The 25841-nt window shown below is 36.3% G+C and carries 16 protein-coding genes, 1 tRNA gene and 5 pseudogenes; 9 read left to right on the top strand and 13 right to left on the bottom strand.

Going from position 1 to position 25841, the window contains the following annotated elements; genetic code table 11:
- Window positions 1–57: 57 nt before the first annotated feature.
- A pseudogene (locus RRF69_RS07835) lies at window positions 58–2531 on the top strand (sodium-translocating pyrophosphatase).
- A gap of 80 nt (window positions 2532–2611) precedes the next feature.
- Here RRF69_RS07835 and pckA read toward each other — a convergent pair.
- Window positions 2612–4222 carry a phosphoenolpyruvate carboxykinase (ATP) gene (pckA, locus tag RRF69_RS07830; RefSeq protein WP_316939268.1) on the bottom strand — a complete coding sequence of 537 codons (1611 nt, stop codon included), beginning with the start codon at window positions 4220–4222 and terminating at the stop codon, window positions 2612–2614.
- 74 nt (window positions 4223–4296) lie between these two features.
- Window positions 4297–4677: a DUF423 domain-containing protein gene (locus tag RRF69_RS07825; protein WP_316939267.1), complete on the bottom strand. Its 381-nt coding sequence runs from the start codon at window positions 4675–4677 to the stop codon at window positions 4297–4299.
- Between the two features lie 71 nt (window positions 4678–4748).
- On the opposite strand from RRF69_RS07825, the pseudogene RRF69_RS07820 reads away from it, so the two are divergent.
- Window positions 4749–6114 (top strand): annotated as a pseudogene (locus tag RRF69_RS07820) (saccharopine dehydrogenase family protein).
- Window position 6115: 1 nt separating this feature from the next.
- On the opposite strand, the gene RRF69_RS07815 reads toward RRF69_RS07820, so the two are convergent.
- The 4 genes from RRF69_RS07815 to RRF69_RS07800 all read right to left on the bottom strand — a co-directional run bounded on the left by RRF69_RS07815 (window position 6116) and on the right by RRF69_RS07800 (window position 8083).
- Window positions 6116–6838: a tRNA1(Val) (adenine(37)-N6)-methyltransferase gene (locus RRF69_RS07815; protein ID WP_316939266.1), complete on the bottom strand. Its 723-nt coding sequence runs from the start codon at window positions 6836–6838 to the stop codon at window positions 6116–6118.
- A 75-nt stretch (window positions 6839–6913) separates the two neighbouring features.
- Window positions 6914–6998: transfer RNA gene (locus RRF69_RS07810), tRNA-Ser, on the bottom strand.
- The gene (rimM, locus tag RRF69_RS07805) at window positions 6999–7523 is read right to left on the bottom strand and encodes a ribosome maturation factor RimM (RefSeq protein WP_316939265.1); all 525 of its coding nucleotides are present in this window, start codon (window positions 7521–7523) and stop codon (window positions 6999–7001) included. It lies immediately after the preceding tRNA gene.
- Between the two features lie 20 nt (window positions 7524–7543).
- Complete coding sequence (locus RRF69_RS07800) at window positions 7544–8083, bottom strand: 30S ribosomal protein S16 (RefSeq protein ID WP_316939264.1); 540 nt, start codon at window positions 8081–8083, stop codon at window positions 7544–7546.
- Between the two features lie 233 nt (window positions 8084–8316).
- On the opposite strand from RRF69_RS07800, the pseudogene dnaE reads away from it, so the two are divergent.
- Window positions 8317–12655 (top strand): annotated as a pseudogene (gene dnaE, locus RRF69_RS07795) (DNA polymerase III subunit alpha).
- 22 nt (window positions 12656–12677) lie between these two features.
- On the opposite strand, the gene gldA reads toward dnaE, so the two are convergent.
- The gene (gene gldA / locus RRF69_RS07790) at window positions 12678–13592 is read right to left on the bottom strand and encodes a gliding motility-associated ABC transporter ATP-binding subunit GldA (RefSeq protein ID WP_316939263.1); all 915 of its coding nucleotides are present in this window, start codon (window positions 13590–13592) and stop codon (window positions 12678–12680) included.
- A 102-nt stretch (window positions 13593–13694) separates the two neighbouring features.
- Window positions 13695–15929 (bottom strand): zinc-dependent metalloprotease, encoded by a 2235-nt coding sequence (locus tag RRF69_RS07785; protein ID WP_316939262.1) that lies wholly within the window; start codon window positions 15927–15929, stop codon window positions 13695–13697.
- A 64-nt stretch (window positions 15930–15993) separates the two neighbouring features.
- On the opposite strand from RRF69_RS07785, the pseudogene lipB reads away from it, so the two are divergent.
- A pseudogene (lipB, locus tag RRF69_RS07780) lies at window positions 15994–16693 on the top strand (lipoyl(octanoyl) transferase LipB).
- Window positions 16694–16732: 39 nt separating this feature from the next.
- On the opposite strand, the gene RRF69_RS07775 reads toward lipB, so the two are convergent.
- Window positions 16733–17785 carry a nucleoid-associated protein gene (locus RRF69_RS07775; protein ID WP_316939261.1) on the bottom strand — a complete coding sequence of 351 codons (1053 nt, stop codon included), beginning with the start codon at window positions 17783–17785 and terminating at the stop codon, window positions 16733–16735.
- Between the two features lie 99 nt (window positions 17786–17884).
- Entirely contained in the window at window positions 17885–18514 is a 630-nt protein-coding gene (locus RRF69_RS07770; protein ID WP_316939260.1) for a ribonuclease HII, read from the bottom strand.
- Window positions 18515–18819: 305 nt separating this feature from the next.
- Between RRF69_RS07770 and RRF69_RS07765 the strand changes: the two genes are divergently transcribed.
- From RRF69_RS07765 to RRF69_RS07755, 3 genes are read left to right on the top strand one after another with little or no spacing between them, the layout of a single operon-like run.
- Window positions 18820–19995: a putative porin gene (locus RRF69_RS07765; protein WP_316939259.1), complete on the top strand. Its 1176-nt coding sequence runs from the start codon at window positions 18820–18822 to the stop codon at window positions 19993–19995.
- Complete coding sequence (locus RRF69_RS07760) at window positions 19965–20666, top strand: putative porin (RefSeq protein ID WP_410479479.1); 702 nt, start codon at window positions 19965–19967, stop codon at window positions 20664–20666. Before RRF69_RS07765 ends, RRF69_RS07760 begins: the two co-directional genes overlap by 31 nt.
- A gap of 49 nt (window positions 20667–20715) precedes the next feature.
- The gene (locus tag RRF69_RS07755) at window positions 20716–20970 is read left to right on the top strand and encodes a hypothetical protein (RefSeq protein WP_316939257.1); all 255 of its coding nucleotides are present in this window, start codon (window positions 20716–20718) and stop codon (window positions 20968–20970) included.
- Here RRF69_RS07755 and RRF69_RS07750 read toward each other — a convergent pair.
- Window positions 20921–21373 (bottom strand): GNAT family N-acetyltransferase, encoded by a 453-nt coding sequence (locus RRF69_RS07750; protein ID WP_316939256.1) that lies wholly within the window; start codon window positions 21371–21373, stop codon window positions 20921–20923. The two genes, RRF69_RS07755 and RRF69_RS07750, sit on opposite strands and share 50 nt — an antisense overlap.
- 3 nt (window positions 21374–21376) lie before the next feature.
- On the bottom strand, window positions 21377–22843 hold the full coding sequence (locus RRF69_RS07745; RefSeq protein ID WP_316939255.1) for a Na+/H+ antiporter NhaC family protein: 1467 nt from the start codon (window positions 22841–22843) through the stop codon (window positions 21377–21379).
- 80 nt (window positions 22844–22923) lie between these two features.
- Here RRF69_RS07745 and RRF69_RS07740 point away from each other — a divergent pair, with 80 nt between their 5' ends.
- Window positions 22924–23946 (top strand): metal-dependent hydrolase, encoded by a 1023-nt coding sequence (locus tag RRF69_RS07740; RefSeq protein ID WP_316939254.1) that lies wholly within the window; start codon window positions 22924–22926, stop codon window positions 23944–23946.
- Window positions 23947–23971: 25 nt separating this feature from the next.
- On the opposite strand, the pseudogene RRF69_RS07735 reads toward RRF69_RS07740, so the two are convergent.
- Window positions 23972–25172, bottom strand: a pseudogene (locus RRF69_RS07735) (aminotransferase class I/II-fold pyridoxal phosphate-dependent enzyme).
- A 153-nt stretch (window positions 25173–25325) separates the two neighbouring features.
- Between RRF69_RS07735 and RRF69_RS07730 the strand changes: the two are divergent.
- Entirely contained in the window at window positions 25326–25781 is a 456-nt protein-coding gene (locus RRF69_RS07730) for an Lrp/AsnC family transcriptional regulator (RefSeq protein ID WP_316939253.1), read from the top strand.
- The last annotated feature ends 60 nt before the right edge of the window (window positions 25782–25841 follow it).

Below are 25841 nucleotides of genomic sequence, written 5' to 3'. Positions count from 1 at the left end.
TCTGTTTGATTTTATTACATTTACCATCGTTTTAAACTAATCAAATAAGAAAAATTTATGGAATCAATGATGATTTGGATGCCAATTGCATTGGCAGTTTTAGGTTTAATCTATATGTGGATTAAACAATCTTGGGTAATGAAGCAAGATGCAGGAGATGGAAAAATGAAAGAAATTTCAGACCACATTTATGAAGGAGCACTGGCTTTCCTGAGCGCCGAATATAAACTATTGACGCTATTCGTTATTATTGTAAGTATCTTATTAACCATCGTTGCGTATTTTGTCCCAACTACAAGTTATTTAATAGTTATTGCCTTTATTTTTGGAGCCATCTTTTCTGCTTTCGCAGGAAATATTGGGATGAAAATTGCAACCAAAACAAACGTTAGAACCACTCAAGCAGCAAAAACAAGTTTGCCAAATGCATTAAAAATCTCTTTTGGAGGTGGAACTGTTATGGGATTAGGTGTTGCTGGCTTAGCTGTTTTAGGATTAACTGCATTTTTCATTGGTTTCTTTCACTACTTCATGGGAGGTGTTTGGACAAATACTATGGATATGACCATCGTTCTAGAAACCCTAGCTGGTTTTTCTTTAGGAGCTGAATCCATTGCCTTATTTGCAAGAGTGGGTGGAGGAATCTACACAAAAGCTGCTGACGTAGGGGCTGATTTAGTAGGAAAAGTAGAAGCTGGAATACCAGAAGATGATCCTAGAAACCCTGCAACAATTGCAGATAATGTTGGAGACAATGTTGGAGATGTTGCTGGAATGGGAGCCGATTTATTTGGTTCATATGTTGCAACGGTTTTAGCAGCAATGGTATTGGGGAACTATGTCATTAAAGATATGGGGGGAAGTATTTCAGATGCTTTTGGAGGTATTGGACCGATCTTATTACCCATGTCGATTGCGGGAGTCGGAATTATTATTTCGATTATTGGTACCCTGTTGGTAAAAATAAAAAATAATGATGCAAAAGAATCTCAAGTAATGGGAGCGTTAAATAGGGGAAACTGGACATCAATTCTATTGGTAGCGCTTTCTTGTTATGGTTTAGTGATCTGGATGCTTCCAGAAACCATGCAAATGGAATTCTTCGGAGAAGGAGTACAAGAGATTTCTTCAATGAGAGTATTTTATGCAACCTTAGTTGGTTTGGTTGTAGGTGGAGTTATTTCTGCTGTCACTGAATACTATACTGGTTTGGGAAAAAAACCAATCTTAAAAATAGTGCAACAGTCTTCTACAGGAGCAGGAACTAACATTATTGCAGGTTTGGCTACAGGAATGATCTCTACCTTTCCTTCTGTAATATTATTTGCTGCAGCAATATGGGCTTCGTATGCATTTGCTGGATTTTATGGTGTTGCATTAGCCGCTTCGGCAATGATGGCAACAACTGCAATGCAATTGGCCATTGACGCTTTTGGACCAATTTCTGACAATGCAGGTGGGATTGCTGAAATGAGTGAACAAGAACCAATCGTTAGAGAACGTACTGATATTTTAGACTCTGTTGGTAACACAACTGCTGCAACAGGAAAAGGTTTCGCAATCGCTTCTGCTGCATTAACATCCTTAGCTTTATTTGCAGCTTATGTAACCTTTACTGGGATTGACGGAATTAATATTTTTAAAGCCCCTGTTTTGGCCATGCTATTTGTAGGTGGAATGGTACCCGTCGTGTTCTCTGCTTTGGCAATGAATGCTGTTGGAAAAGCGGCCATGGAAATGGTCAACGAAGTACGTCGTCAATTTAAAGAAATTCTGGAATCATGGAAGGAACAGGGAAACCTGAATACGATAAATGTGTTGCAATCTCTACAGAAGCTTCTTTAAGAGAAATGGTCTTACCCGGTTTATTGACCATTGGATTTCCATTAATTATTGCCTTTTTACCTTTGGTGTTTGGAATGGAAAAATTAGCCATTGCTGAAATGTTAGGAGGCTATATGGCCGGTGTTACTGTTTCGGGTGTCTTATGGGCAATTTTCCAAAACAACGCAGGTGGTGCTTGGGACAATGCTAAAAAATCTTTTGAAGCAGGAGTAGAGATCAATGGAGAAATGACTTACAAAGGTTCTGAAGCGCATAAAGCAGCTGTAACTGGAGATACCGTTGGAGATCCATTCAAAGACACTTCTGGACCTTCGATGAACATCTTAATTAAATTAACTTGTTTGATCGGATTGGTAATTGCTCCAATTTTAGGGGGACACACCACAGAAGAGAACAACCATGAAGTATCGATTACTACCGATGCTACATTTATGACTGATCACGCTGCTAAGAAAATCGTAAAAATGAACATCGATAAAAATGATGATGGCACTGCCAAAGCAACCATTACCATTACAACAACCCATAACGGAGAGGAAGTAACAACAGATGAAATTTTTGAAGGAACTCTTGAAGAAGTAAAAGAGCAACTAAAATCGTTTGAAAGTACCATGGGCACAATTCATGTTGATACTGAAAAAGACGGAGGAAAAAGAATCAAAGTAGAAGTCATCGAAAAAAAATAATTCGAACTTCCTATAAGAACTAAAAAGCATCCAATTTAAAAATTGGATGCTTTTTTACTGCTCACAATATTAATAAATTCCTAGAAGGCATATCTTTGCGGTCCTCCTCTTCGAATTTCTTCGTTAGCAAATTCTTCAAACTGTTTGAAATTAACTCGAAATGCATTTGATAATTTAAAGGCTGTTTGGTAATAGGCTTCATCATTGTTCCAAGTAGTTCTGGGGCTTAACAATTCTGAAGGAACTCCTGGGCAAGATCTCGGTTGTGCAACACCAAATACAGAATGAATGTGATAATTCTCATACGTATAATCGCCAAGATCACCATTTAAAACAGCGTTAATCATTGCACGGGTATATTTGAGAGGCATTCTTCTCCCTACTCCGAACTGCCCACCGGACCATCCGGTATTGATCAACCAGACATTTACGCCGGCTTCTTTCATTTTTTTACTTAACATTTCAGCATATCGTGTGGGATGCAAGGGCATGAATGGGGCTCCAAAACAGGCTGAAAAATTCGGTGTTGGCTCTGTCACTCCTGCTTCTGTTCCCGCAACTTTTGCAGTATATCCAGAAATAAAATGGTAGGCAGCTTGACTAGGTGTCAATTTAGAAATGGGTGGCAAAACTCCAAAAGCATCGGCTGTTAAAAAAAATATGTTTTTAGGATACCTCCCTGTAGAAGGTATTTGAATATTTTCAATATGGTCAATAGGATAAGACACTCGTGTATTTTGAGTAATTGAGGTATCTGCAAAATCGACAACGCCCTTATCATCCATCAATACATTCTCTAGAATTGCGCCCTTTTTAATGGCAGCGTATATTTCGGGTTCTTGTTCTTTTGATAGGTTGATCACTTTTGCATAACAGCCTCCTTCAAAATTAAAAATGGTGTTATCATCTGTCCAGCCGTGTTCATCATCTCCAATCAAACTTCTATTTGGATCTGTAGAAAGGGTGGTTTTACCAGTTCCTGATAAACCAAAGAAAATAGCCGTATCTCCCTCTTTTCCAATATTTGCAGAACAATGCATTGGGAGCGTATTTTTAAAAACAGGCAGCATAAAATTTAAGGCAGAAAAAATCCCTTTTTTAATTTCACCAGTATAACCAGTCCCTCCAATTAAAGCAATTTTTTTGGTGAAATTTAAGATCGCAAAATTATGTTGACGCGTCCCATCTACTTCTGGAGTTGCTTTAAAACCTGGAGCATTGATTACTGTCCATTCTGGAGAAAAATCTTTTAGTTCGGCTTTCAATGGTCGTAAAAACATATTGTAAGCAAATAGATTACTCCAAGGATACTCATTGACTACTCGTATATTGAGTCTATACTTTTCATCGGCACATGCATAGGAATCTCTTACAAAAATTTCTTTCTCCGAAAGGTAGGCGGTTACTTTGTCATAAAGAGCATCAAACATATCGGGTTCAAAAGGCAAGTTGATTTCACTCCACCACACCTCATCTTTAGTAACCCCATCCTTTACGATAAAACGATCCTTGGGAGATCTTCCTGTAAATTCTCCTGTCTGCACAGAAATGGCACCTAATGAAGAAATAATTCCTTGCTCTTTTTCGAGGGTCAATGCATGCAATTCGTCTGAAGATAATTGATAATGAATGAGCCCTTTTTTAATTCCTAGATAATTCAACGAAATCGATTTCGTACTAAGATCTTTCATTGTACTGATTTTTGAGGCCAAAAATACATAATATTTTAAAATGGCTTTATTTTAATTTATAATTTATTTTTAATTTATTTTTTGACCCATTTTTTTAAGAATATCATAAATAAAGTCAACCAGCCAATCAGTAAAAACAATCCACCAAGAGGCGTGACAAACCAAACAGAAGCTGCGGTAACTGGAGTCAATTGTATCAAATAAATTGAACCCGAAAAGAAAACAATCCCTGCAAAAAAGAATCCACTAATGCCATTTTTTTGTTGGGATGAAAATCCATCATGTAGATTGATGAGCAAAAGTACAAGCACATGATACATTTGATATCGAACAGCAGTTTCAAAACTTAAAAGCTGAGCAGGAGTGAGAACTTCTTGTAATGAATGTGCTCCAAATGCACCTAATACTACCGCAATAAAACCTAAAAGACTTGTAATTGATAAATTTTTAAACATTTTTACTAGTTATTGTTAAATTTTAAACATTTAGACTATCTTAGTCTTTTACAAAAATACACCATTTCTTTATGAATCATATTTTGATTATTGGCGCTGGAAAGTCAAGTTCTTCAATGATAAAATATCTTTTAGAGCAATCTAAAAAAGACAACCTATTCCTAACAATTGGAGATATTTCAACAGAAAATGCTGAAAAATTAATCGGAAATCATCCAAATGCTACCGCAATTATATTGGATGTCTTCAGTAAAAAAGATCGAGAGGCCGCTATTCAACAAGCAACAATGGTCATCTCCATGCTACCTGCAAGATTTCATTTGCAAGTTGCCACAGACTGCATCACCTATAAAAAACATTTGGTTACGGCTTCCTATATTTCTGAAGAAATGAAAGCCTTAGATGTGGCAGCTAAAAAAAATGGATTGGTATTTATGAATGAAATCGGTGTCGATCCTGGAATTGATCATATGAGTGCCATGCAGGTACTAGATCGGATTCGAGCACAAGGAGGAAAAATGTTGCTTTTTGAATCTTTCACAGGCGGTATCGTTGCACCAGAAAGCGACACCAATTTATGGAATTACAAATTTACATGGAACCCAAGAAACGTAGTATTGGCGGGACAAGGAGGGGCTGCAATGTTTATTCAAGAAGGGACCTACAAGTACATTCCGTACCATAAATTATTTAGAAGAACCGAATTTTTAAAAATCAATGGCAGTGAAGAATTTGAAGCCTATGCGAACAGAGATTCTCTCAAATACAGAAGCATCTATGGATTGGATGACATTCCGACCATGTATCGCGGAACCATTCGGAAGAAAGGTTTTTCACGAGCCTGGAACATCTTTGTTCAATTGGGAATGACGGATGATTCCTATACCATTCAAGAATCTGAAGACATGAGTTATCGCGATTTTGTAAATTTATTCTTGACCTACTCCCCTTCCGATTCTGTTGAGCTCAAATTGCGTTCCTACCTTCAGATAGATCAAGATGACTTGATGTGGGCAAAATTGGTAGAATTGGATCTTTTCAATCCGAAGAAAAAAATTGGGTTGAAAAATGCAACTCCTGCACAAATCCTTCAAAGAATATTAGAAGATTCCTGGACCTTGGAAGAAACAGATAAAGACATGATCATCATGCAGCATCTTTTTGGTTATGAAATCAATGGAGAAAAAAAACAAGTTGAAAGTAGTTTGGTAGTTATCGGAGAAAACCAGAGCTATACCGCTATGGCCAAAACAGTAGGACTACCGGTTGCCATTGCGGCGCTAAAAATCTTAAAAGGAGAGATTTCAACATCAGGTACAACGTCCAATTACCCATGAAGTGTACACTCCAATTTTAAAAGAACTAGAAACTCACGGCATCGTTTTTAAAGAAAAAACAACAGCATACTTGGGGTACAATCCAACGTCAATTGGATAAACTACATTTTCAAATAAAAATCTTGAGTCAACAAAATATATTCTTCAGTATATTGATGGCGACCAGTCTCGATCGTTAGTGTTGTCTCTAGTAGTTGCTTTGGATGCTTGGAAAATTCGAGCAGGCTTCTTTTAATTTCAGTGGTTGCATTTCCTCGAACGCGACAAACTCGGTTGAGAAAAAGCTTGTTTTGAACTGCCAAATTGATAAATTCAGTCTCTTCTTTATACGGAATGATGGTGGTGAAAATTCCATCTTCAGCGATGATTTTTGAGACTCCTTCCAGCAATTCTTCAAAAGACAAAGAAGAAGTAAAACGCGCTTTATTTCTAGCATCATTTTGAGTTTCAAACGCATCGGTATAAAATGGTGGATTCGACACAATGAGATCATAACTTTCCTCTTCTTCCTCAATTTCAGCAGCAAAATCCTGAAAGGAGGCATTGTAGCCATACAAACGATCTCCCCAATCGGATGCTTCAAAATTCTGAACGGTTTGTTCATAAGCCTCTTCATCTACCTCCACAGCATCAATGGTCATGGCATCGCATCGCTGGGCGATCATTAACGAGATAACTCCAGTTCCTGCACCTATATCTAGTATGGTATCTGGATACATTTCAAGGTTGCACCAAGCCCCAAGCAAAACACCATCAGTACCTACTTTCATAGCGGTTGCATCTTGATGAATTGTAAACTCTTTAAATCGGAATGGTTTGTTCAAAATATCCTTTGATCTTTATAACTAAAAAGTTCTGTGAAATACAACACAGAACTTTTATACCTTTAAACTAATTTGCAGAGAGGAAGGGATTCGAACCCTCGATACGTTGCCGTATACACACTTTCCAGGCGTGCGCCTTCGACCACTCGGCCACCTCTCTTTATAAATAGAGTGCTATCAATCCGTCAGGAGTTTCAACTTCTATTTTTTTATGTTCTCTATCCACTTTTTTGATGAAATCATCTACCATAGGGATAAAAATTTCAGTGCCTTCTCTGTCAATTTCAAAAAGGGGCTGTGCCGCTTTATCATTGATGTGAACAATGGTTCCTACGGTACCAAATTTTGCATCAACAACGGTAAAACCAATTACTTCGTGAAAATAAAATTTATCTCCAGACAATTTTGGCAACATCTCCATTGGCAAGTATACAGCACATTTCAAAATAGCATCAGCTTCCTCATCAGAATACACATCTTCAAATTGAACACGCAATTGATTTCCTTTGTGCAATGAACTTTTTTCAATAAAAAATGGAACCAAATTCGCGCCAAATTCGACGTAAACTGATTCCATTTCCTTGTACAACTCAGGTTCGTCGGTATCTAATTTGATAACCACTTCACCCTTAAAACTATATTTTGTTACGATTTTGCCTAAATAAAAACAATCTTCTTTACGCATTGTCGTATCGGTTTATAATTTTATTCTGCTGCTTTTTCTGCTGCTTCATCAATCGTTTCTGGAGCTTCTTCAGCTTCAGCAACTACCTCTTCAACAACGACCTCTTCAACAACAGGTTTTGCTGCTTCAATTCTTGCTTCGTTTACTGCTTTTTCAGCAGCTAACGCTACTGCTTTCGCTTCAGACTGCGCTTTGGTTAAACCTGCTTCTTTGTCAGAAACTTTGGTTGCTTTCTCTTCTAACCAAGCAGCAAATTTTGCATCTGCTTGCTCTTGAGTTAAAGCTCCTTTGCGAATTCCACCAATTAAATGGTTCTTAAGCATTGCACCTTTGTAAGATAAAATTGCTTTCGCAGTATCTGTTGGTTGTGCTCCATTTTGCAACCATTCAACAGTTTCATCAATGTTTAAGTTGATTTCTGCTGGGTTTACGTTTGGATTGTAAGTACCTAATTTCTCTAAGTATTTACCATCTCTTTTTGCACGTGCATCAGCGGCAACAATCCAATAGAATGGTTTCCCTTTTTTTCCGTGTCTTTGTAATCTAATCTTTACAGACATAATTTGTTAATTTTTTAAGGTGCTCGACCTTGATTATTAAAAATCTTACCATCTCGTAGTAAGTGGGCGCAAATATACAACTTATTTTATTTCTAAATACCTAAAATCAACCTTTTGTAACTTTAAAAGAAAGTCCCTTTTTTGTTGATAAATCAAGACAACTTATCACCTCATTTTCTAAGCTGATTTTGTATTTTTAACTTTCGAAATTCATCTTAGAAAAAAAGCCCTTTATGTACTTAATTTTTGATACAGAAACCACTGGTTTACCAAAAAGCTGGAATGCTCCTATTACCAATACGGACAACTGGCCAAGGTGTGTACAAATTGCATGGCAACTCCATGATGAAATGGGGAGAGTTATTGAACACAATGATTTTTTAATACAACCCGATGGATATAATATTCCCTATGACGCTGAAAGAATTCACGGAATTTCGACAGAATTAGCTGAAAAAAAGGGTATTTCATTAGAGAAGGGATTGGGGCTTTTTAATGATGCCTTACAAAAAACGAAATTTATTGTTGGCCAAAATGTGAATTTTGACATCAATATCATGGGTTGTGAATTTCATAGACTGGGTATTGAAACTCATTTAACCAAGCTTCCACGTTTAGACACCTGTACCGAAAAAACGGCTTTGATGTGTCAAATCCCAGGGGGTCGTGGCGGAAAATTTAAGCTACCCACCTTAACTGAATTGCACAACCATTTGTTTGGTAGTGGTTTTGGAGATGCTCACAACGCAACGGCAGATGTGGAAGCAACTACTCGCTGTTTTTTAGAATTAATTCGGCTAAAGCATTTTACAAAAGAACAATTAGGGGTTGAAGCTGCCTATTTTAAAAACTTTACCGAAGTCAATCCACAACCGATTCAAGTTCTTGGATTACAACATATCAACCTTAAAAAAGAAAGTGATAAAATAAGAAAACGCCTTGACACCTTAAAAGATGTTGAAACAACACAGTCTACTTCAGAGGGCTTAGCTGCATTAGAAAATGTACAATTTTCTCATTTACACAACCATACTCAATTCTCTGTTTTACAATCAACCATGCAAATTGGCAATATTGTAAAAGCTGCTGCGAAAGACAATATGCCAGCAATTGCCATGACAGATACTGGAAACATGATGGCGTCCTTTCACTTTGTGAGCGCTATCTTAAACCACAACAAGACTGCCGCAACTCCTATCAAACCGATTGTGGGTTGTGAATTCAATGTTTGTACTGATCACAAAAACAAATCGGTTAAAGACAATGGATACCAAATTGTGTTATTGGCAAAAAACAAAAATGGGTATCACAATTTAGCTAAAATGTCTTCCATCGCATTTGTCGATGGCTTTTATTACATTCCACGAATTGACAAAGAAGTCATCAGAAAATACAAAGAAGATATTATTGTATTAACTGGAAATTTAAACGGAGAAGTTCCTAGCAAAATACTTAATCTAGGAGAAAAGCAGGCAGAAGAAGCACTACTTTGGTGGAAAGAAGAATTCAAAGACGATTTATATATCGAATTGATGCGCCACAATCAACAAGATGAAACCATTGTAAACGAAACCTTATTAAAGTTTTCAAAAGCCCACGATGTTAAAATTGTCGCCTCCAACAACACTTTTTACCTCGATAAAAAAGATGCCAATGCACACGATATTTTATTATGTGTAAAAGATGGTGAAAAGCAAGCAACCCCCATTGGAAAAGGGAGAGGCTATAGATATGGTTTGCCGAATGACGAATATTACTTCAAGTCTACGGAAGAAATGAAACATCTTTTCGCAGACTTACCAGAGGCGATTATCAACATTCAAGAAGTCGTAGATAAAATTGAAATTTTCACTTTAGCAAGAGATGTTTTATTACCTGCTTTTGATATTCCAAAAGAATTTATTGACCCTAAGGATGAAGAAGACAATGGGAAAAGAGGAGAAAACAATTTCCTAAAACACATTACTTATGAAGGTGCAAAAAAACGATATGGAGAAATTACTGAAGCGATCCAAGAACGGTTAGATTTTGAACTTTCGGTAATTGAAAAAACAGGATATCCTGGATATTTTTTAATTGTAGAAGATTTTATTCGAGAGGCCAGAAATATGGATGTGGCTGTTGGACCCGGACGGGGTTCGGCTGCCGGTTCGGTGGTGGCATACTGTCTATGGATTACTAATATCGACCCCATTAAATACGATCTGCTTTTTGAGCGTTTCTTAAATCCAGAACGAGTTTCCATGCCCGATATTGATATTGATTTTGATGATGAAGGTCGAGGTCGAGTGATGGATTATGTGATTCAAAAATACGGTGCAAATCAAGTTGCACAGATTATTACGTACGGAACCATGGCTGCAAAATCTTCAATTAGAGATACTGCTAGAGTTTTAGATCTACCTCTTTTTGAAGCAGATCGAATTGCAAAATTATTGCCTTTAATCAAGCTACAAAATATTTTTGGTGACGATGCAAAAAGTAAAGGAAAGGTTGCTGGTTTAAGAGCGGAAGAAAAACAACTTGTTGAAGAATTAAAAACCCTTTCTTATGGAAATGACCTTACTGCCGAAACGATCAATAAAGCGACCATCTTAGAAGGTTCAATCAGAAATACAGGGATTCATGCCTGTGGTGTTATCATCACTCCTGGCGACATTACAAATTATGTTCCTGTAGCCTTGGCAAAAGATTCTGACATGTATGTCACCCAATTTGACAACTCAGTGGTAGAGTCTGCAGGCCTATTGAAAATGGATTTCTTGGGTTTAAAAACACTGACCTTAATTAAGGATACTGTAAAAATTGTAAAAGCAAAACACAATGTCGATTTAGATCCAGAAAATTTTCCTTTGGATGATGAAAAAACCTATGAACTTTTCCAAAAAGGAGAAACGGTTGGCATCTTTCAATACGAATCCCCAGGAATGCAAAAGCACATGCGTTCTTTAAAACCGACAGTTTTTGCCGATTTAATTGCCATGAACGCTTTGTACCGACCGGGACCAATGGAATACATTCCGTCTTTCATTAACAGAAAACACGGGACAGAAGATATTGAGTACGATTTGCCTGCCATGGAAGAATATTTGGCAGAGACCTACGGTATTACCGTGTACCAAGAGCAGGTAATGCTTCTCTCACAAAAGTTAGCGAATTTTACCAAAGGTGAAGCGGACGTTTTAAGGAAGGCAATGGGGAAAAAGCAAATTGCCGTTTTGGATAAAATGAAACCAAAATTTATCGAACAAGCAGCTACAAATGGACATGATGCAGAAAAGTTGGAAAAAATCTGGAAAGATTGGGAGGCCTTTGCGAGTTATGCTTTTAACAAGTCACACTCTACTTGCTATGCAATGATAGCCTATCAAACAGCCTATTTAAAAGCGCATTATCCCGCTGAATATATGGCTTCTGTTTTATCAAACAATATGAATGATATAAAATCGGTTTCATTCTTTATGGAAGAATGCAAGCGCATGGGCTTGGCCGTTTTAGGTCCCGATTTGAACGAATCTTATTTAAAATTTTCAGTAAATCAAGAAGGTGCAGTTCGTTTTGGAATGGCCGCTGTAAAAGGAGTGGGAGCCTCTGCTGTAAGAGCGATTATCAAAGAGCGAAAAGAAAACGGAAATTACAATTCAATCTTCGATTTGGCTAAACGTGTCGATTTGCGTGCAGCCAATAAAAAATCCTTTGATAGCTTGGTCAAAGCAGGCGCCTTTGACTCATTTGAAGATACCCACAGAGCGCAATATTTTAGCAAAGATGAAAAAGGAATTACCTTTTTAGAACGGGCAATGAAATTTGGAAGTAAATACCAAGAAAACGAAAATTCTGCACAAGTATCCATGTTTGGAGAAGCCTCTACCGTTCAATTTCCAGAACCAGATATTCCAGAATGTGAAACCTGAGGAACTATGGAACTTCTCTCTCAAGAAAAAGAAGTGATTGGAATTTATATTTCTGCACATCCTTTAGATGATTTTAAAAATGAAATGATTTTTTGCAACGCAACTATAAAGCACTTCAAAGGAGACCTTAGCAAAATACGTTAATATGAATTTGTCTTTTGCGGGAATTATATCGGATGTTCAGCACCGAGTATCAAAAGCAGGAAAAGGTTGGGCTTTATTTACCATAGAAGATTATGGCGATAGTAATGAATTTCGAATTTTTGGAGAAGAATACTTAAAAATGAAACACTTTTTAGTACCCAACTCTTTCTTATTTGTCCGGGCGACCATTCAACCTGGCTGGACGAATAAAGACGGTGTAAAAGGTGAACCGAGATTGAAATTTACTGAAATGAAACTCCTGCACGATATCATGGACGAACTCTGTAAAAAAGTGACCATTAAAATTCCTCTAGAAGAAATTAAAGAAGACACCATCTTGAATTTGGAAACCATTCTAAAAAACAATCCTGGAAAACAATCTTTATATTTTACCGTTTGGGATGCAAAAGAAAAAATTGAAGTGAGTTTGCCAAGTAGAAATACAAAAGTGAAAATTACAAATGAATTACTGGCAACTCTAGAAGCACAGCAAATTAATTTCAAATTGAATTAAACTGAACTGTAAATGAGAATTCCTAGTTTTCATGAAAATGCAAGGACTGTGTTACCTCTCTAAAAAGCGTTTCCAAGGTTTTCTGTTGACTGTTCAATTCCAAAATTTTGAAATTGTTTTCATGGGCAAAATCAAAGATTTTAGAACGCATATCATTCTTTGAATCAAACTGAATTTTCCAGGTATTCCCATGAGTGTTTTCAAAGAAAATTTTATTTTTTAATTGATCAAATTGAGACTTTTCAATTTGGACATCAAAGGTCACTTCAATGAGTTGTTTTGTATTCTGATGCAATTCCAAAAGTGTTTGATCCATCAAAATTACTCCTTTTTGAAGAATGATTACCCGATCACAAACTGCTTCTACTTCTTGCATGATGTGGGTAGAAAACAAAACTGTTTTCTCTTTACCTAAGGCTTTAATCAAAGCTCGAATTTCAACTAATTGATTGGGATCCAAACCCGTTGTAGGCTCATCTAAAATCAACACTTTTGGGTTGTGGATTATTGCTGCTGCCAATCCAACTCGTTGCTGAAATCCTTTTGATAATTGATTGATCTTCTTGTGCGCTTCCGATTCTAAACCCACTTTTTGAATACTGTTTTCAACTTCTCTCTGGCCTACTTTATAGAGCGATGCCTGAAAATGCAAATATTCACGCACATACATCTCAGCATATAGCGGATTGTGTTCAGGTAAGTAACCTATATTTTTTTGTGCTGCTATGGGGTTTTGTAAAACATCAATATCATCTACAAAAACGGCTCCTGATGTAGGCCTAACAAAACCCGTTAAAATTTTCATCATTGTTGATTTTCCAGCCCCATTAGGCCCTAAAAAACCAATAATCTGACCTTTTTCTGCAGAAAAAGAAACCTCATCTAGGGCTTTTTGACTGCTGTAGTTTTTACTAACTGCTGTAACTTTTATTGACATGTAACAAAAATAGTTTGAATTCTAAGGATACCGAAATTCCTTCGAAAATAGTTGAGCCATGACCTTTTAATGAGCATCGTTTTTAAATATACCCAGAGATGCTTATTCAATAAATATCTTCTTAGTCAATTGTTTATCATAATTTATAATTCTTACTAAATACAGCCCTTTTGATCCTTTAGGAAAAGAAATCCTTTCAGAAAATTTAGTCGTATTATTATAAAAAAATTTCTGACGAATCAGCCTTCCTCTTAGATCAAATAATTGTACGGAAACTTTTTCTACATTTTCAATATCAAATTCTAGATTAACGATTCCCTTTGATGGATTTGGATATAAATTAAACCCTTTAAGGGTATCATCTTTTACAGAAGCCGTTTCTTGGGCAATGGTAAAATTAACAGAATTCACATTGTAAAAAATATTGTCTGCTGCTTCGACCATGATTCTCGCTGATGTAGTCATCACAATTGGAATTACAATCACTTCAGTTCCATCATTGGGAGTATTAGAAACAATGGTGATGGGAAAAGTAAGACCACCATCTGTAGATAACTTAATATTGACCAATTGTGAATTTATGGGTGCACTATTTGTTTCTCCTACTTCCCAAGTAACTGTCTGAGAAGTGTCTGCACCCCATACAACTGCTGTTGAAGGTGTCGAAACAACAAAAGGAGCAACATCTAAGACAGAAATCGACACATCATCTCTAGCGGTATTCCCCCCCCCACTGTTTTGGTCTCTTACCAAAAAAGAAAAATTCAAATCTCTTGCCACAGAAGGAAGTACCTCCCATGAAGAGAATGTACTTCCATTGATCACAGTTGACAGCTCCGGCAGATATCGATTTGGAGAAGATTTGGGTAAAACAGATCGAAACATTGCCCCACCTGTATTTGTGGAAAGAATTGGAATGGGGAAATCAACTTCGGTATCTATTTGCTCCCAACTATATGACAAGGTATTCCCAGCATCTAGGTCAGTTCCTGCTCCTTTTAAAACTAGTGGTGTTGATTTTGGTACCGAGAAATCGAGTCCTGCATTGGCTGTTGGAGGAGTATTTCTAGTGGGGCTCACGGCTGCACAAGTAGCAGAATTGAGAATGATATTCCATATTTGCGCAATACTGACGGCATGAAAATAACTATCGGTATAATTTTGTAAATTGTCTGACTCACAAATCCCAGCATAGGCCATAATCGTACTCCCACTTCCAGGTTCTACTGCTGTTGGATCATTTCGATTGTTACCAGCACAATTTCCAACAGTTCCATTAAAGGTATGATTTCCTCCAAATTGATGACCTATCTCATGAGCTACATAATCAATATCAAAGCCATCGTTGATGGGCTGAGACCTTCCAGTAACTCCTCTCCCTTTTTGCCCATTAATGCACACCACACCCAATCCGGCAAGCCCTCCGGCTCCCGTACTAAAAGTATGTCCAATATCATAATTCACATTTCCAATTACCGCATCACATTTCGATTGACTTTCATTGATTAATGAACTTGCAGAAGAATTTGTTAAATCATCGGTTGCGGCATCTAAAAAAATAAGTTGATCGTTGTTAGCTACCAATTCCATTTTCACTCCCAAATCTCTCATAAAAATAGCATTCACTCTAGTGATAGTGGTATTCATCGCTGATAGGACTGCTGCTTTTTTAACTGCTTCAGTAGCTGTAACAGCAATATCTTGTTGATTCAAATGAAATTCCGAATATTCTCCTGTACTAGCGAGTGCCAAACGAAAGGTTCTCAACTGATCATCACCAGAACTGCGTTGTCCTACACCTTTACTTACGGTGGTTTTAAAAGCATCTTCTACTTGGCAATTAAAATCAGATGGGTTGCGGAAAAGATCTTTCTTTTGATACGCAATGTAGATCTTGTTATTTTTTGAATAGGCATCCAAATAATAGGGACTTTCACCAACGGAATAGATCACTGCATGCACTCCATTCGTCCCCATACTAAAGACGGCCGTCTTTGATGGATCATCGATTCCTTCCCCCTGATAAGATTGGATCATTGGAAACTTAGCCGCAAGTGCAGGCGATAAAGAAGAATTTTCCAAATAGGAAAACTGTTGAATTCCGTCTAAGGTGGGCAACTCAATTGTTTTTAAAGAAGATGTTTGTATTTTTTGCTGAAAAGATTCAAAATCAAAAGCAAATATTTTATGGTTAGTGGGCAACTGTTCTCTTGTTTTCAATTCCCTTTTAGAAAACTTGTCTCCTTTTTCGGAAAGCATTGTCCATTGCGAAGACTGTGCAAAGCCAGAAACTCCCCACAAAAAAAAGAAAAGTAGGAATGCATTTTTTTTCATCATAAATGATTGATTACTTTTAAAGATTATAGCACTCCAAATATAACCAAATATTTATCTTTGTCATGTGCAAAAAAATAGGAAAACTACCTTTATCGATCTCAATTCAAAAGACTACAAAGAAACATGGGAGTATCAAACCTCTTTGCTTCAAGAAATTGTAGATCTTAAAATCACAAATCGCCGAACAAATACAAACCAACCTACACCCAATTATTTTTTATTTGTAGAACACCCTCATGTATATACCCTAGGAAAAAGTGGAGATTTGAGTAATTTATTACTCAATGAGAAACAGTTAGAAGAAAAAGAAGCTACTTTTTACAAAATCAATCGAGGGGGAGACATCACCTATCATGGTCCTTAGTCAAATTGTTGGATATCCGATTTTGGATTTAGAAAATTTTTTCACAGACATCCACAAATACCTTCGCTTGTTGGAAGAAACCATTATTTTGACCATTGCTGAATATGGATTAAAAGGAGTAAGAAGTGATGGAGAAACTGGAGTTTGGCTCGATGTTGGTACACCCTTTGCTAGGAAAATTTGTGCGATGGGAATTCGCTCTTCAAGATGGGTCACCATGCACGGATTTGCCCTAAACGTGAATGTAAATTTGGGCTATTTTGACAATATTGTTCCCTGCGGAATTAAAGGCAAAGCAGTGACTTCAATGGAGGTTGAGCTGGGCAAAAAAGTTGATCAAGAAGCCGTAAAAAAGACCCTTTTAAAACATTTTAAAAGTCTTTTTGAAATAGATTCTTAGTACAAATCTCAACAATTTGAAATACAAAAATAAAATCCTTTATTTTTCTTCGTTAAAATAGACTTTATAGTACTTCATTTTTTTCTCCTCATCATAACCTCGTTCAAGATATTCCGAAGCAGCTTCAGGAGCGTCTACATCCAACTTGATACTGATCTGTGTATCTAACTTTATTTCGGTTTTAAGCTTACTTTTTTCTTTCTTTAGAACCACCCCTGAAACATCAAAATTATTCCGAATGAGCACATCATTTAAGGTCTCATAATGTTTCTTATAGTCATCAAACAGTTCCTTATGCTTGTCTTCTTCAAAAACCTCATCTTTAAAAGTAGCGTAGTCTACCGCTTCATTTTCTTTAAAATAATCTACCGTACTGGCTAAGAAATTTCCTTGTTCTTTCATCCCCAACTCTGGCTTGATCACCTCTTCCGAGAATTCTTTACACATCTCCAAATAATTTTGTGTGTGCGAATTGTAATCATCTGCCAATTTCACACTCATAAAATTCTTGATCCAGTATTGTGCATCATAATTGTTGTGATCTACCGACAAAACAATCGTTCCCTCTGCATCAGAAGTATTTAAAATCAAACAGCCTTTGTCAATTTTCTTTGTTGAAATTCCTTTTTGTACAACTACATCAAAACTTTGATTGTCGTCTAGGTAGGTTTGAAAAAAATCGACCTTGTTTTCAATTTTAAAAATTCCAATCGCTTCTGTCAACACATCTTTGTACTCAATACCTTCAATAAGAACAATTAAGACATCTCCTGTTTTTATTTGAGCAGAATTGGATTGTTCATACAAATGGTTGACAATGTTTTTTGAATACTCTATAAACGAATTTTCATCCTTAAAAATTTCTGAAGCATAATTGTTCAATTCATTCAAACGCACATCTGCATGATGGGAAAAACGATAACTTTGTGTCAGAGTCCCAAATGGCTTTAATAAAAAACTCTTCATTAAATCATACCCCTCCTGATCAAAACGAATAAGATCTTTTGAGAAAACATTGTGACCACTATTAAACTTATTGGCTACTTTATGAAGGATACATTTGGTAATTTCTACACGTGTTTTTTTTATCATCTGAAAAAAATTGAGATCGTAAAAATAGAGAAAAGTTTGGGTATGATTTGGATATCAAAGAGGAATCTGAAAAATAAATACTATCCTTCGAAACAAGTGTTATTCCGAATCTGATTTAAGGATCTGTGGAGGTAATTTTAACTTTAATTGTTTGGGCAGTAATTGAAACGTTTTTCTGTGATAGCGGGTCGTACCAAATTTTCGAATCCCTTCTCGATGTTCTATGGTAGGATATCCTTTATTTTTTTTCCAATTATACATCGGAAATTCATTGTGGATTTTCTGCATGTATGCATCCCTGTAGGTTTTCGCCAAAACAGAAGCGGCAGCAATACTTAGGTATTTTGCATCCCCTTTTACAATGGTTTTGTGCGGAATATCTTTGTAAGTCCGAAATCGATTCCCATCTACTATAATAAATTCGGGTAGTATTTGAAGTGCCTCAATTGAACGATGCATTCCAGTAATAGAAGCTTGCAATACATTGATCTCATCAACTTCGTCTTGCCAAACAAAAGAAACGCCAAAAGCCAATGCTTGTTCTTCTATAATAGGCCGCAATTGTGCTCTCTTTTTTTCAGACAATTGTTTTGAATCGTTTAAAAATGGATGGGTGAAATTAACTGGCAAAATAACCGCTGCTGCAACTACAGGTCCAGCTAAACAGCCTCTACCTGCTTCATCGGTTCCTGCTTCTAAAGAAAATTCACTGTAATTTTGTTTCAGCATATTGCAAAGAAAAGAAATCTTTTGCTTATAAATTTCTTTAGAGCGATCTAGTTCGTTCTAATTACATCCCAACACAAATACAATACTAAAATGAAACCATTTGAGGCGCTTTTATAGAATTAACTATTTGTATTCAATTTATTGCTCTACAGTATCATTTTATTATTTTACATTTGTTGTTGCAGTTCAGTACTATGAAAAAATATACACATCTCCTTTTCGTTTTATTTTTGCTTTCCAGCATTCATGGTTTCTCTCAGAGAAAAGAAATGAAGGATCTGGGGTTTAACCGAACACAACCTTTCATGGACTCTATAAATTCTTCTACTGGAAGCGTAAATGTTAAATTGTCCGGAAAAACCAAGTATACCGATTATAAGGTGTTTTCTTTTAAAGGAGATACTACCTATATTGATACGACCTTATCAATTCAGAAAGAATTCAAATTCAACTTTTTAAGAAAGGATCATTTTGAACTTTTAGGATTTCATAATCAGGGACAAACATTTACCAATCTGGGCTATGATTTTCAAACAATCTCTGCCCTGCCCGATATTGGTGTAAGAGGAAAACATTTCAATTATTTATCAACCGAGGACATCAACTATTATGAAGTTCCTACCCCTACAACCGAGATCTTATATCGAACTGGATTGCAACAAGGCCAGGTTTTAGAAACACTTTTTTCACTCAATTTTTCTAAAAGAATGAATGTTTCTCTCTTTTACAGAGGAATCCGTTCGTTAGGTGCATACAGACGTTCTTTGGCGAGCAGCGGGAATTTTAGTACCTCATTTCATTATACAACCAAAAAAAATCGATACTCTCTTCGAGGTCATATTACTTCTCAGGACATATTAAATCAGGAAAGCGGCGGCTTACAGGAGGCATCGCTAAACTCTTTTACCAACAAGGATCCTGATTTCGAAGATCGTGGACGATTGGATGTGAATTTAAACGACTCTGAAAGTCTATTAGAAGGATCTCGATACTATTTCGAACACGATTTCAAGTTGCTTTCGAAAAAAGATTCCACTACCCAAAAAGATTTTAGCAATTTAAAAATTGGGCATATTTTAAACAGTGAAACCAAAACCTATGATTTTACACAAAGGACAAGAACTCCATCTTTTTTTGGAGAAATAAATGCTACAGATGCAACGAATGAGGGAGTCGAAAACACCATCACCAACAATCAATTCTTTTTAGAATTTAACTCCAAATATGTTTTGGGAAAGTTTAAAGTAAAAACGGATTTAACGAGTTATTCCTATAGGTACGACACCATTTTAAACACCAATAGCACTATTACAGATATTGAATTAGCTGGAAGCGCAATTTCTTTTGGAGCCGATTGGAAAGCAAAAGTCAAAAATTTTCAATTAAACGCTGATGCTTCTATTACTCCAGGAATTCTAACCTTTCTGGAAGTTTTTTTAAAGGAGAAGCAATCTACACAAAAGACAGCCTCTTTTCTGTAAAAGCGAGTTTATTGCTCAATTCAAAGTCACCAAACTTCAATTTTTTATTGCATCAAAGTGTCTATGATGATTATAACTGGCAAAACAATTTTAGTACCGTAAAGACCCGCAACCTAGGTTTCGACTTTCAATCCAAATGGGTAGATGCGTCGGTCAACTTGACCCACATAGACAACTACACTTACTTTGACGAGCAGAACACCCCACAACAGTTTGGAAGTAATGTAACCTACCTAAAAGCTAAAGTTTCAAAAGAAATCAACTATCGAAAATTTGCATTGAACAATACACTAATGTATCAGAATGTTAGTGACGGAAGTTCGGTCTTAAGAGTCCCGGAATTTGTGACAAGGAACACCTTCTATTATTCCGACTATTGGTTTAAAAAAGCAATGCAGGTGCAGATTGGGACAACTTTTAAATTCTTTACCAAATACAATGCAAATGCCTACAATCCGCTATTAGGAGAATTTAGATTACAAAATGATACCGAAATAGGCTTCCATACAGTAGATTTTTTCTTCAATGCACAAGTTAGAAGAACCCGTTTGTTCTTTAAAATTGACAATGCGTTGTCTTCTATAGGAACTCCTTCTTATTTTTCTGCACCCAACTATCCTTACAGAGATTTTACCATTCGATTTGGTTTGGTCTGGAATTGGTTTATTTAGAAATCGTTCTCAGGAAAATTAATCTCTTAATCAATCCTTTAACACACCTATGATACAAAAATTGAAAAATAACTGGAAACTCTTTTTAATTGGAAGTTTTACTTTGGGTTTAGCTCCTTTTAATCCCCCACATCTTTTGGGAAAAATTCAATGGATATTAGGTGGAAACGCGTTTTCGGGAGTAGATGCCATGCAGGGGCAAGATTGGTTTGATGTACTATTGCATGGAGCACCTTGGATCCTACTCATCCTTTCTATCCTGCTACATCTTTTTTCAGTAGCGGCAAAAAACGACCAGCAATAGAGCTCTCTTTACGATCAATTTCATAAAACCCTTTTGATTCATAAAAAGGAACTGCATTGGGATCTGCAACTAAGATAATCGATTTTAAATTCATTTTTGTCACCTTAAAAAATACATCTTCCAGTAACTGACTTCCAATTCCTTTCCCTATGTATTGAGGCAAAACAAAGAGCATTTCCAATTCTATACATTCACCTTTTGGCAAATTCAATACATAAAATCCAACAGGCTTAGTCCCAACTAAAAATTTAGACACACTACATTGTTGAAGCATTTGTGTAGAGACGGTCAACTCGTCCCGCCAACTTTCAAGATGCACTTGAGCATAGCCCCAAAAGGCTTTTGACTGTATGGCAATCTCAGTTAGGACTTTGCCGTCTAAAAGTGTAGCAGCAACAATCATAGTTTATTTTTTTACTAACTGCCTGATCTTTATGGAGAATGCAGCAAACAATAAAGTAGTAATCGGACTTAAATAATTAAAGATTGCATAGATAAAATATTCTCCAACACCCACTCCCAATACACCCGACTGATAAGCTCCACAAGTATTCCAAGGAATTAACACAGAAGTTACCGTCCCCGAATCTTCAAGAGTTCTACTTAGATTTTCAGGAGCCAAACCTTTATCTTCGTAGGCTTTTTTAAACATTTTACCAGGAATTACGATGGCTAAATACTGGTCAGAAGCTATTGCATTTAATCCAAAACAACTGATTGCGGTACTTCCAAACAATCCAAAAACAGAAGTAGCAACTGATAATAAACTCTTTGTTATTTTTGCCAAAGCACCAATAGCATCCATAATCCCTCCAAAAACCATGGCACAGATAATCAATAGAATCGTCCATAACATCCCCAGAACTCCACCAGAACTAAATAATTCTGTTAACTTTTCGTTATCTGTTTGAATTTGAACATCGGTCCAAAAGGAAGTCATGATTCCCTCTAATTTGGAATCAGAAAAACTACTCAATACATCCCCTTGAAACATATGGGCAAAAACTCCTGCCATTACAACCCCACTACCCAAGGCAATTAAAGGTTTTGTTTTTAATAAGATCATGGCAATCACCATCCCTGGAACAACAAACAACCATGGTGAAATATAAAATGTGTTTTTAATTGAAGCCAACAAGCCACTAATATCAGCACTTCCCGTGGTATCTATAGTACCACTTAAAATACTAAATACAATAAGAGTTACGATAATTGTTGGCACAGTGGTATAGGACATGTATTTGATATGTGTGAACAAATCGGTTCCTGCCATCGCAGGTGCTAAATTTGTTGTGTCGGAAAGTGGTGACATTTTATCTCCGAAATAGGCTCCAGAAATTACAGCTCCAGCTATCATTCCTGTCGGAATTCCCAATGCACTTCCAATGCCTACCAATGCAATACCTACTGTTGCAGAAGTTGTCCAAGAACTCCCTGTGGCAATAGATATGATAGCGGCAATGACGACCGATGCAGGTAAAAAAATCTCTGGGCTTAATACTTGCAATCCATAATATACCATAGCGGGAATGATACCACTTACCAACCAAGTACCCGCCAAAGCACCTACCAGAAACAAAATGAGAATAGGAACCAAAACACTTTTCCAATTCTCCCAAACTTCAGCAGCCATTCGAACCAAACGTACTTTATTTCTAAAACCGACAATTGCAGCAATTAAGCCTCCGATTAATAAAATGTATTGATTAGAATAGTCTCCTAACCATGCACCATCTTGAACAAAAATATTATACGCCAAAATTCCCATTAAGAGTACAACTGGAATTAAAGACTCCAAAAGACTCAATTCTTTATTCTCAATTATTTTCTGATCCTGTATGTGTATTTCTGAAATATTTTTCCCTTCGTGCATTTTACTATTTTTTTTGTACTGTAATGTTACAATTTTTCATTAGGCTATGCAAATGAAAATCGTTCCTTACATTTGCGGTTATGGATTCGTTAACGCAAATTGTTTTAGGTGCTGCTTGTGGCCAACTAGTACTTGGGAAAAAAATTGGCAATAAAGCATTATTGTTTGGAGCTATTGGAGGTACCCTACCAGACTTGGATGTCTTTGTCGGAAGATGGCTCTATGCTAATGAAATTCAAACCATGGCGTTCCATCGAGGATTTATGCATTCCATTATATTTGCACTTTTAGGGGCATTTCTCTTTGGATGGCTGACTTATAAAATTTATAATTCTGGAAAAAGAAAAGAAACCACAACTCAAAAAGATTGGATACTACTTTTCTTTTGGGCTATTTTCACCCATCCTCTATTAGATTGTTTTACACCTTATGGCACTCAATTATTTGCACCCTTTTCGAACTACAGAGTAGCGTTCAATACAATTTCTGTTGTAGACCCTCTATATACGTTGCCTTTTTTAATTTCAATGATTGTCGTCTTGTGCTTCAAAAGAAGTAACTCAAAACGACTTTTATGGACCAAAATTGGAATTTTTAGCAGTACTTTTTATCTGCTTTTTACAGTAGCCAATAAGTTGTACATAGATGCTGTTTTTAAAAAATCTTTTGATAAAGCTGGAATTTCTATTCATCGGTTTTCTGCACAACCCACCATTATGAATACTTTTTTATGGTACTCTGTTGCAGAAACTGCTGATGATTATCATCTGGCATTTTATTCCTTACTCGACCAAAGTAATTTTTCAGAAAAAATAATCACAGTTCCAAAAAATCACGAGCTATTGGATGTAAGTTCTAAAAATTTGCAAACCCTATCTTGGTTTAGCAATGGATACTTCAATCTTTCTCCAGGAAAGCAGGCAGACACCTACACCTATGTAGATCTAAGATATCCAATCCTAAATCCTGAAGATGAAAAGACGGCACTTTTTAAATTTACTCTGATTGAAAAAAACAAGCAATGGGATATGCTCCCATTCACCGGAAACCCACCCACTAAAGAAGATTTTGAAGTGTTTTTCAATCGAGTAAAAGGGATTTAAGTTTCACCTCTTTTTCAACCACCACTTACAATACCCCTACCTCTTTCATACAGGCAGTCATTATTTGAAAGGTGCGTTGAATGTCATTGTCTAAACCAACAGAAAAACGAATCAATCCATCAGTCAATCCCATTTCTTTTTGCTCGTCTGCAGGAATTTCAGAAGAGGTTGAAGTCCTATAGCGCACTAAAAAGTGTTTTGTAAAAACCTAAACTCACTGCTAAATAACCCAAATTACGCTCCTGCATTATTTCCATTAAAGCATTCGCTTTCTCTAAAGAACCCACATCAATTGTAAGCATTCCTCCATATCCAAATTCTTCATTGAACATCGATTGAAAAATTTTATGTGACGGATGGGATTTCAATCCTGGATAAACGGTCTTCAATCCTAAGTTTTCAAACTTATCAGCTAAAAAAGAAGCGTTTTTACTGTGTTGTTTCATTCGAAGGTGCAACGTTCTCATATTCTTCAAAATAGAGGCTGAACGCAAACTATCCATTGAAGCCCCCAATAACATACTAGCCCCATCGATAACGCTTTTGAGTGAGTTTACAAATTCTGTGGTACCACAAACAACACCCCCCATGGTATCTGAAGATCCATTGATAAACTTTGTCAAACTGTGAATCACAACATCTGCTCCCAATTTTGCTGGAGAAACGGATAAAGGAGAGAAAGTATTATCAACTACCAATTGTAAATGATATTGTTTTGCTAATCGAGAAAGGCCTTTGATATCTGCGACTTCTAATAGTGGATTGCTTACCGTTTCGCAATATAAAATTTTTGTGCTTTTAGTGATTGCCGCCTCTACAAGGTCTAATTTGGTAATGTCTACAAACGAAGTATGGATTCCTAATCGAGGTGTAAAATTCTTTAAGAAAGCATAGGTTCCACCATAAATAGTTCTACTCGAAACAATATGGTCGTTTGTTCCACACAACTGAAGTAACACGGGTGTAATTGCTCCCATTCCAGATGCAGCTACATTGGCTGCTTCAGTGCCTTCCATCGCGGCCAAAGCCTCGCCAAGGTATAAATTGGATGGAGTAGAATGCCGTGAATATAAATAACATCCATCTGCATTCCCTTCAAAAGTATCGAACATGGTTTTTGCCGAAATAAAGGTGTAGGTTGATGAATCTGAAATGGAGGGATTCACACCTCCAAATTCTCCAAAATATTGTAAGTCTTGAATCTGATCAGCTGGATTGAATTTCATAATTATTTAATTTCTGTGATCTCAAATTGACAATTATTTAGAAAAAAAATCAATTACAAATTGCATATATAGTTTATTTATCTATATTTTTACTTATTAATAGTTTTAAAAACTATAATAGAGTCCATAATTTTCATTTTATAGATAATTTTTATGCTTGACACCACAGATAAAAAACTCCTGAACATTTTACAAAACGACAGTAAACAAACGACCAAACAACTTTCTTTGCAACTCCACTTGTCGGTTACAGCAGTCTATGAACGCATAAAGAAGCTCGAGAATCAAAAGGTGATTCAAAAATATGTGGCGATGGTAGATAAAAGCAAGATTGAAAAATCCTTTTTGGTTTTTTGTCATGTAAAATTGGTGCAGCATACCAAAGAATACGTGACTACTTTTGAGCGAGAAGTATTGAAATTAGAAGAAGTCTCTGAATGTTTTCATGTGAGTGGCGATTACGATTATATTCTTAAAATCTATGTAAAAGACATGGATGCGTACCGCGAATTTCTCATTACCAAACTAACAGCCATACAATATATTGGAAGTACACAGAGTACCTTTTCCATTGAACAAGTAAAAAATACAACTGCAATTCAGCTGTAAATTGAGGTATCTATTGGTGAAATAAGAATGCAAAAAACCCAAAACATCTGTTTTGGGTTT

This window comes from Polaribacter sp. HL-MS24 (assembly GCF_032758595.1).
Taxonomy (GTDB): domain Bacteria; phylum Bacteroidota; class Bacteroidia; order Flavobacteriales; family Flavobacteriaceae; genus Polaribacter.
The sequence above is the reverse complement of the archived record's forward strand: the minus strand, read 5'-3'. Positions and strand labels throughout refer to the sequence as shown.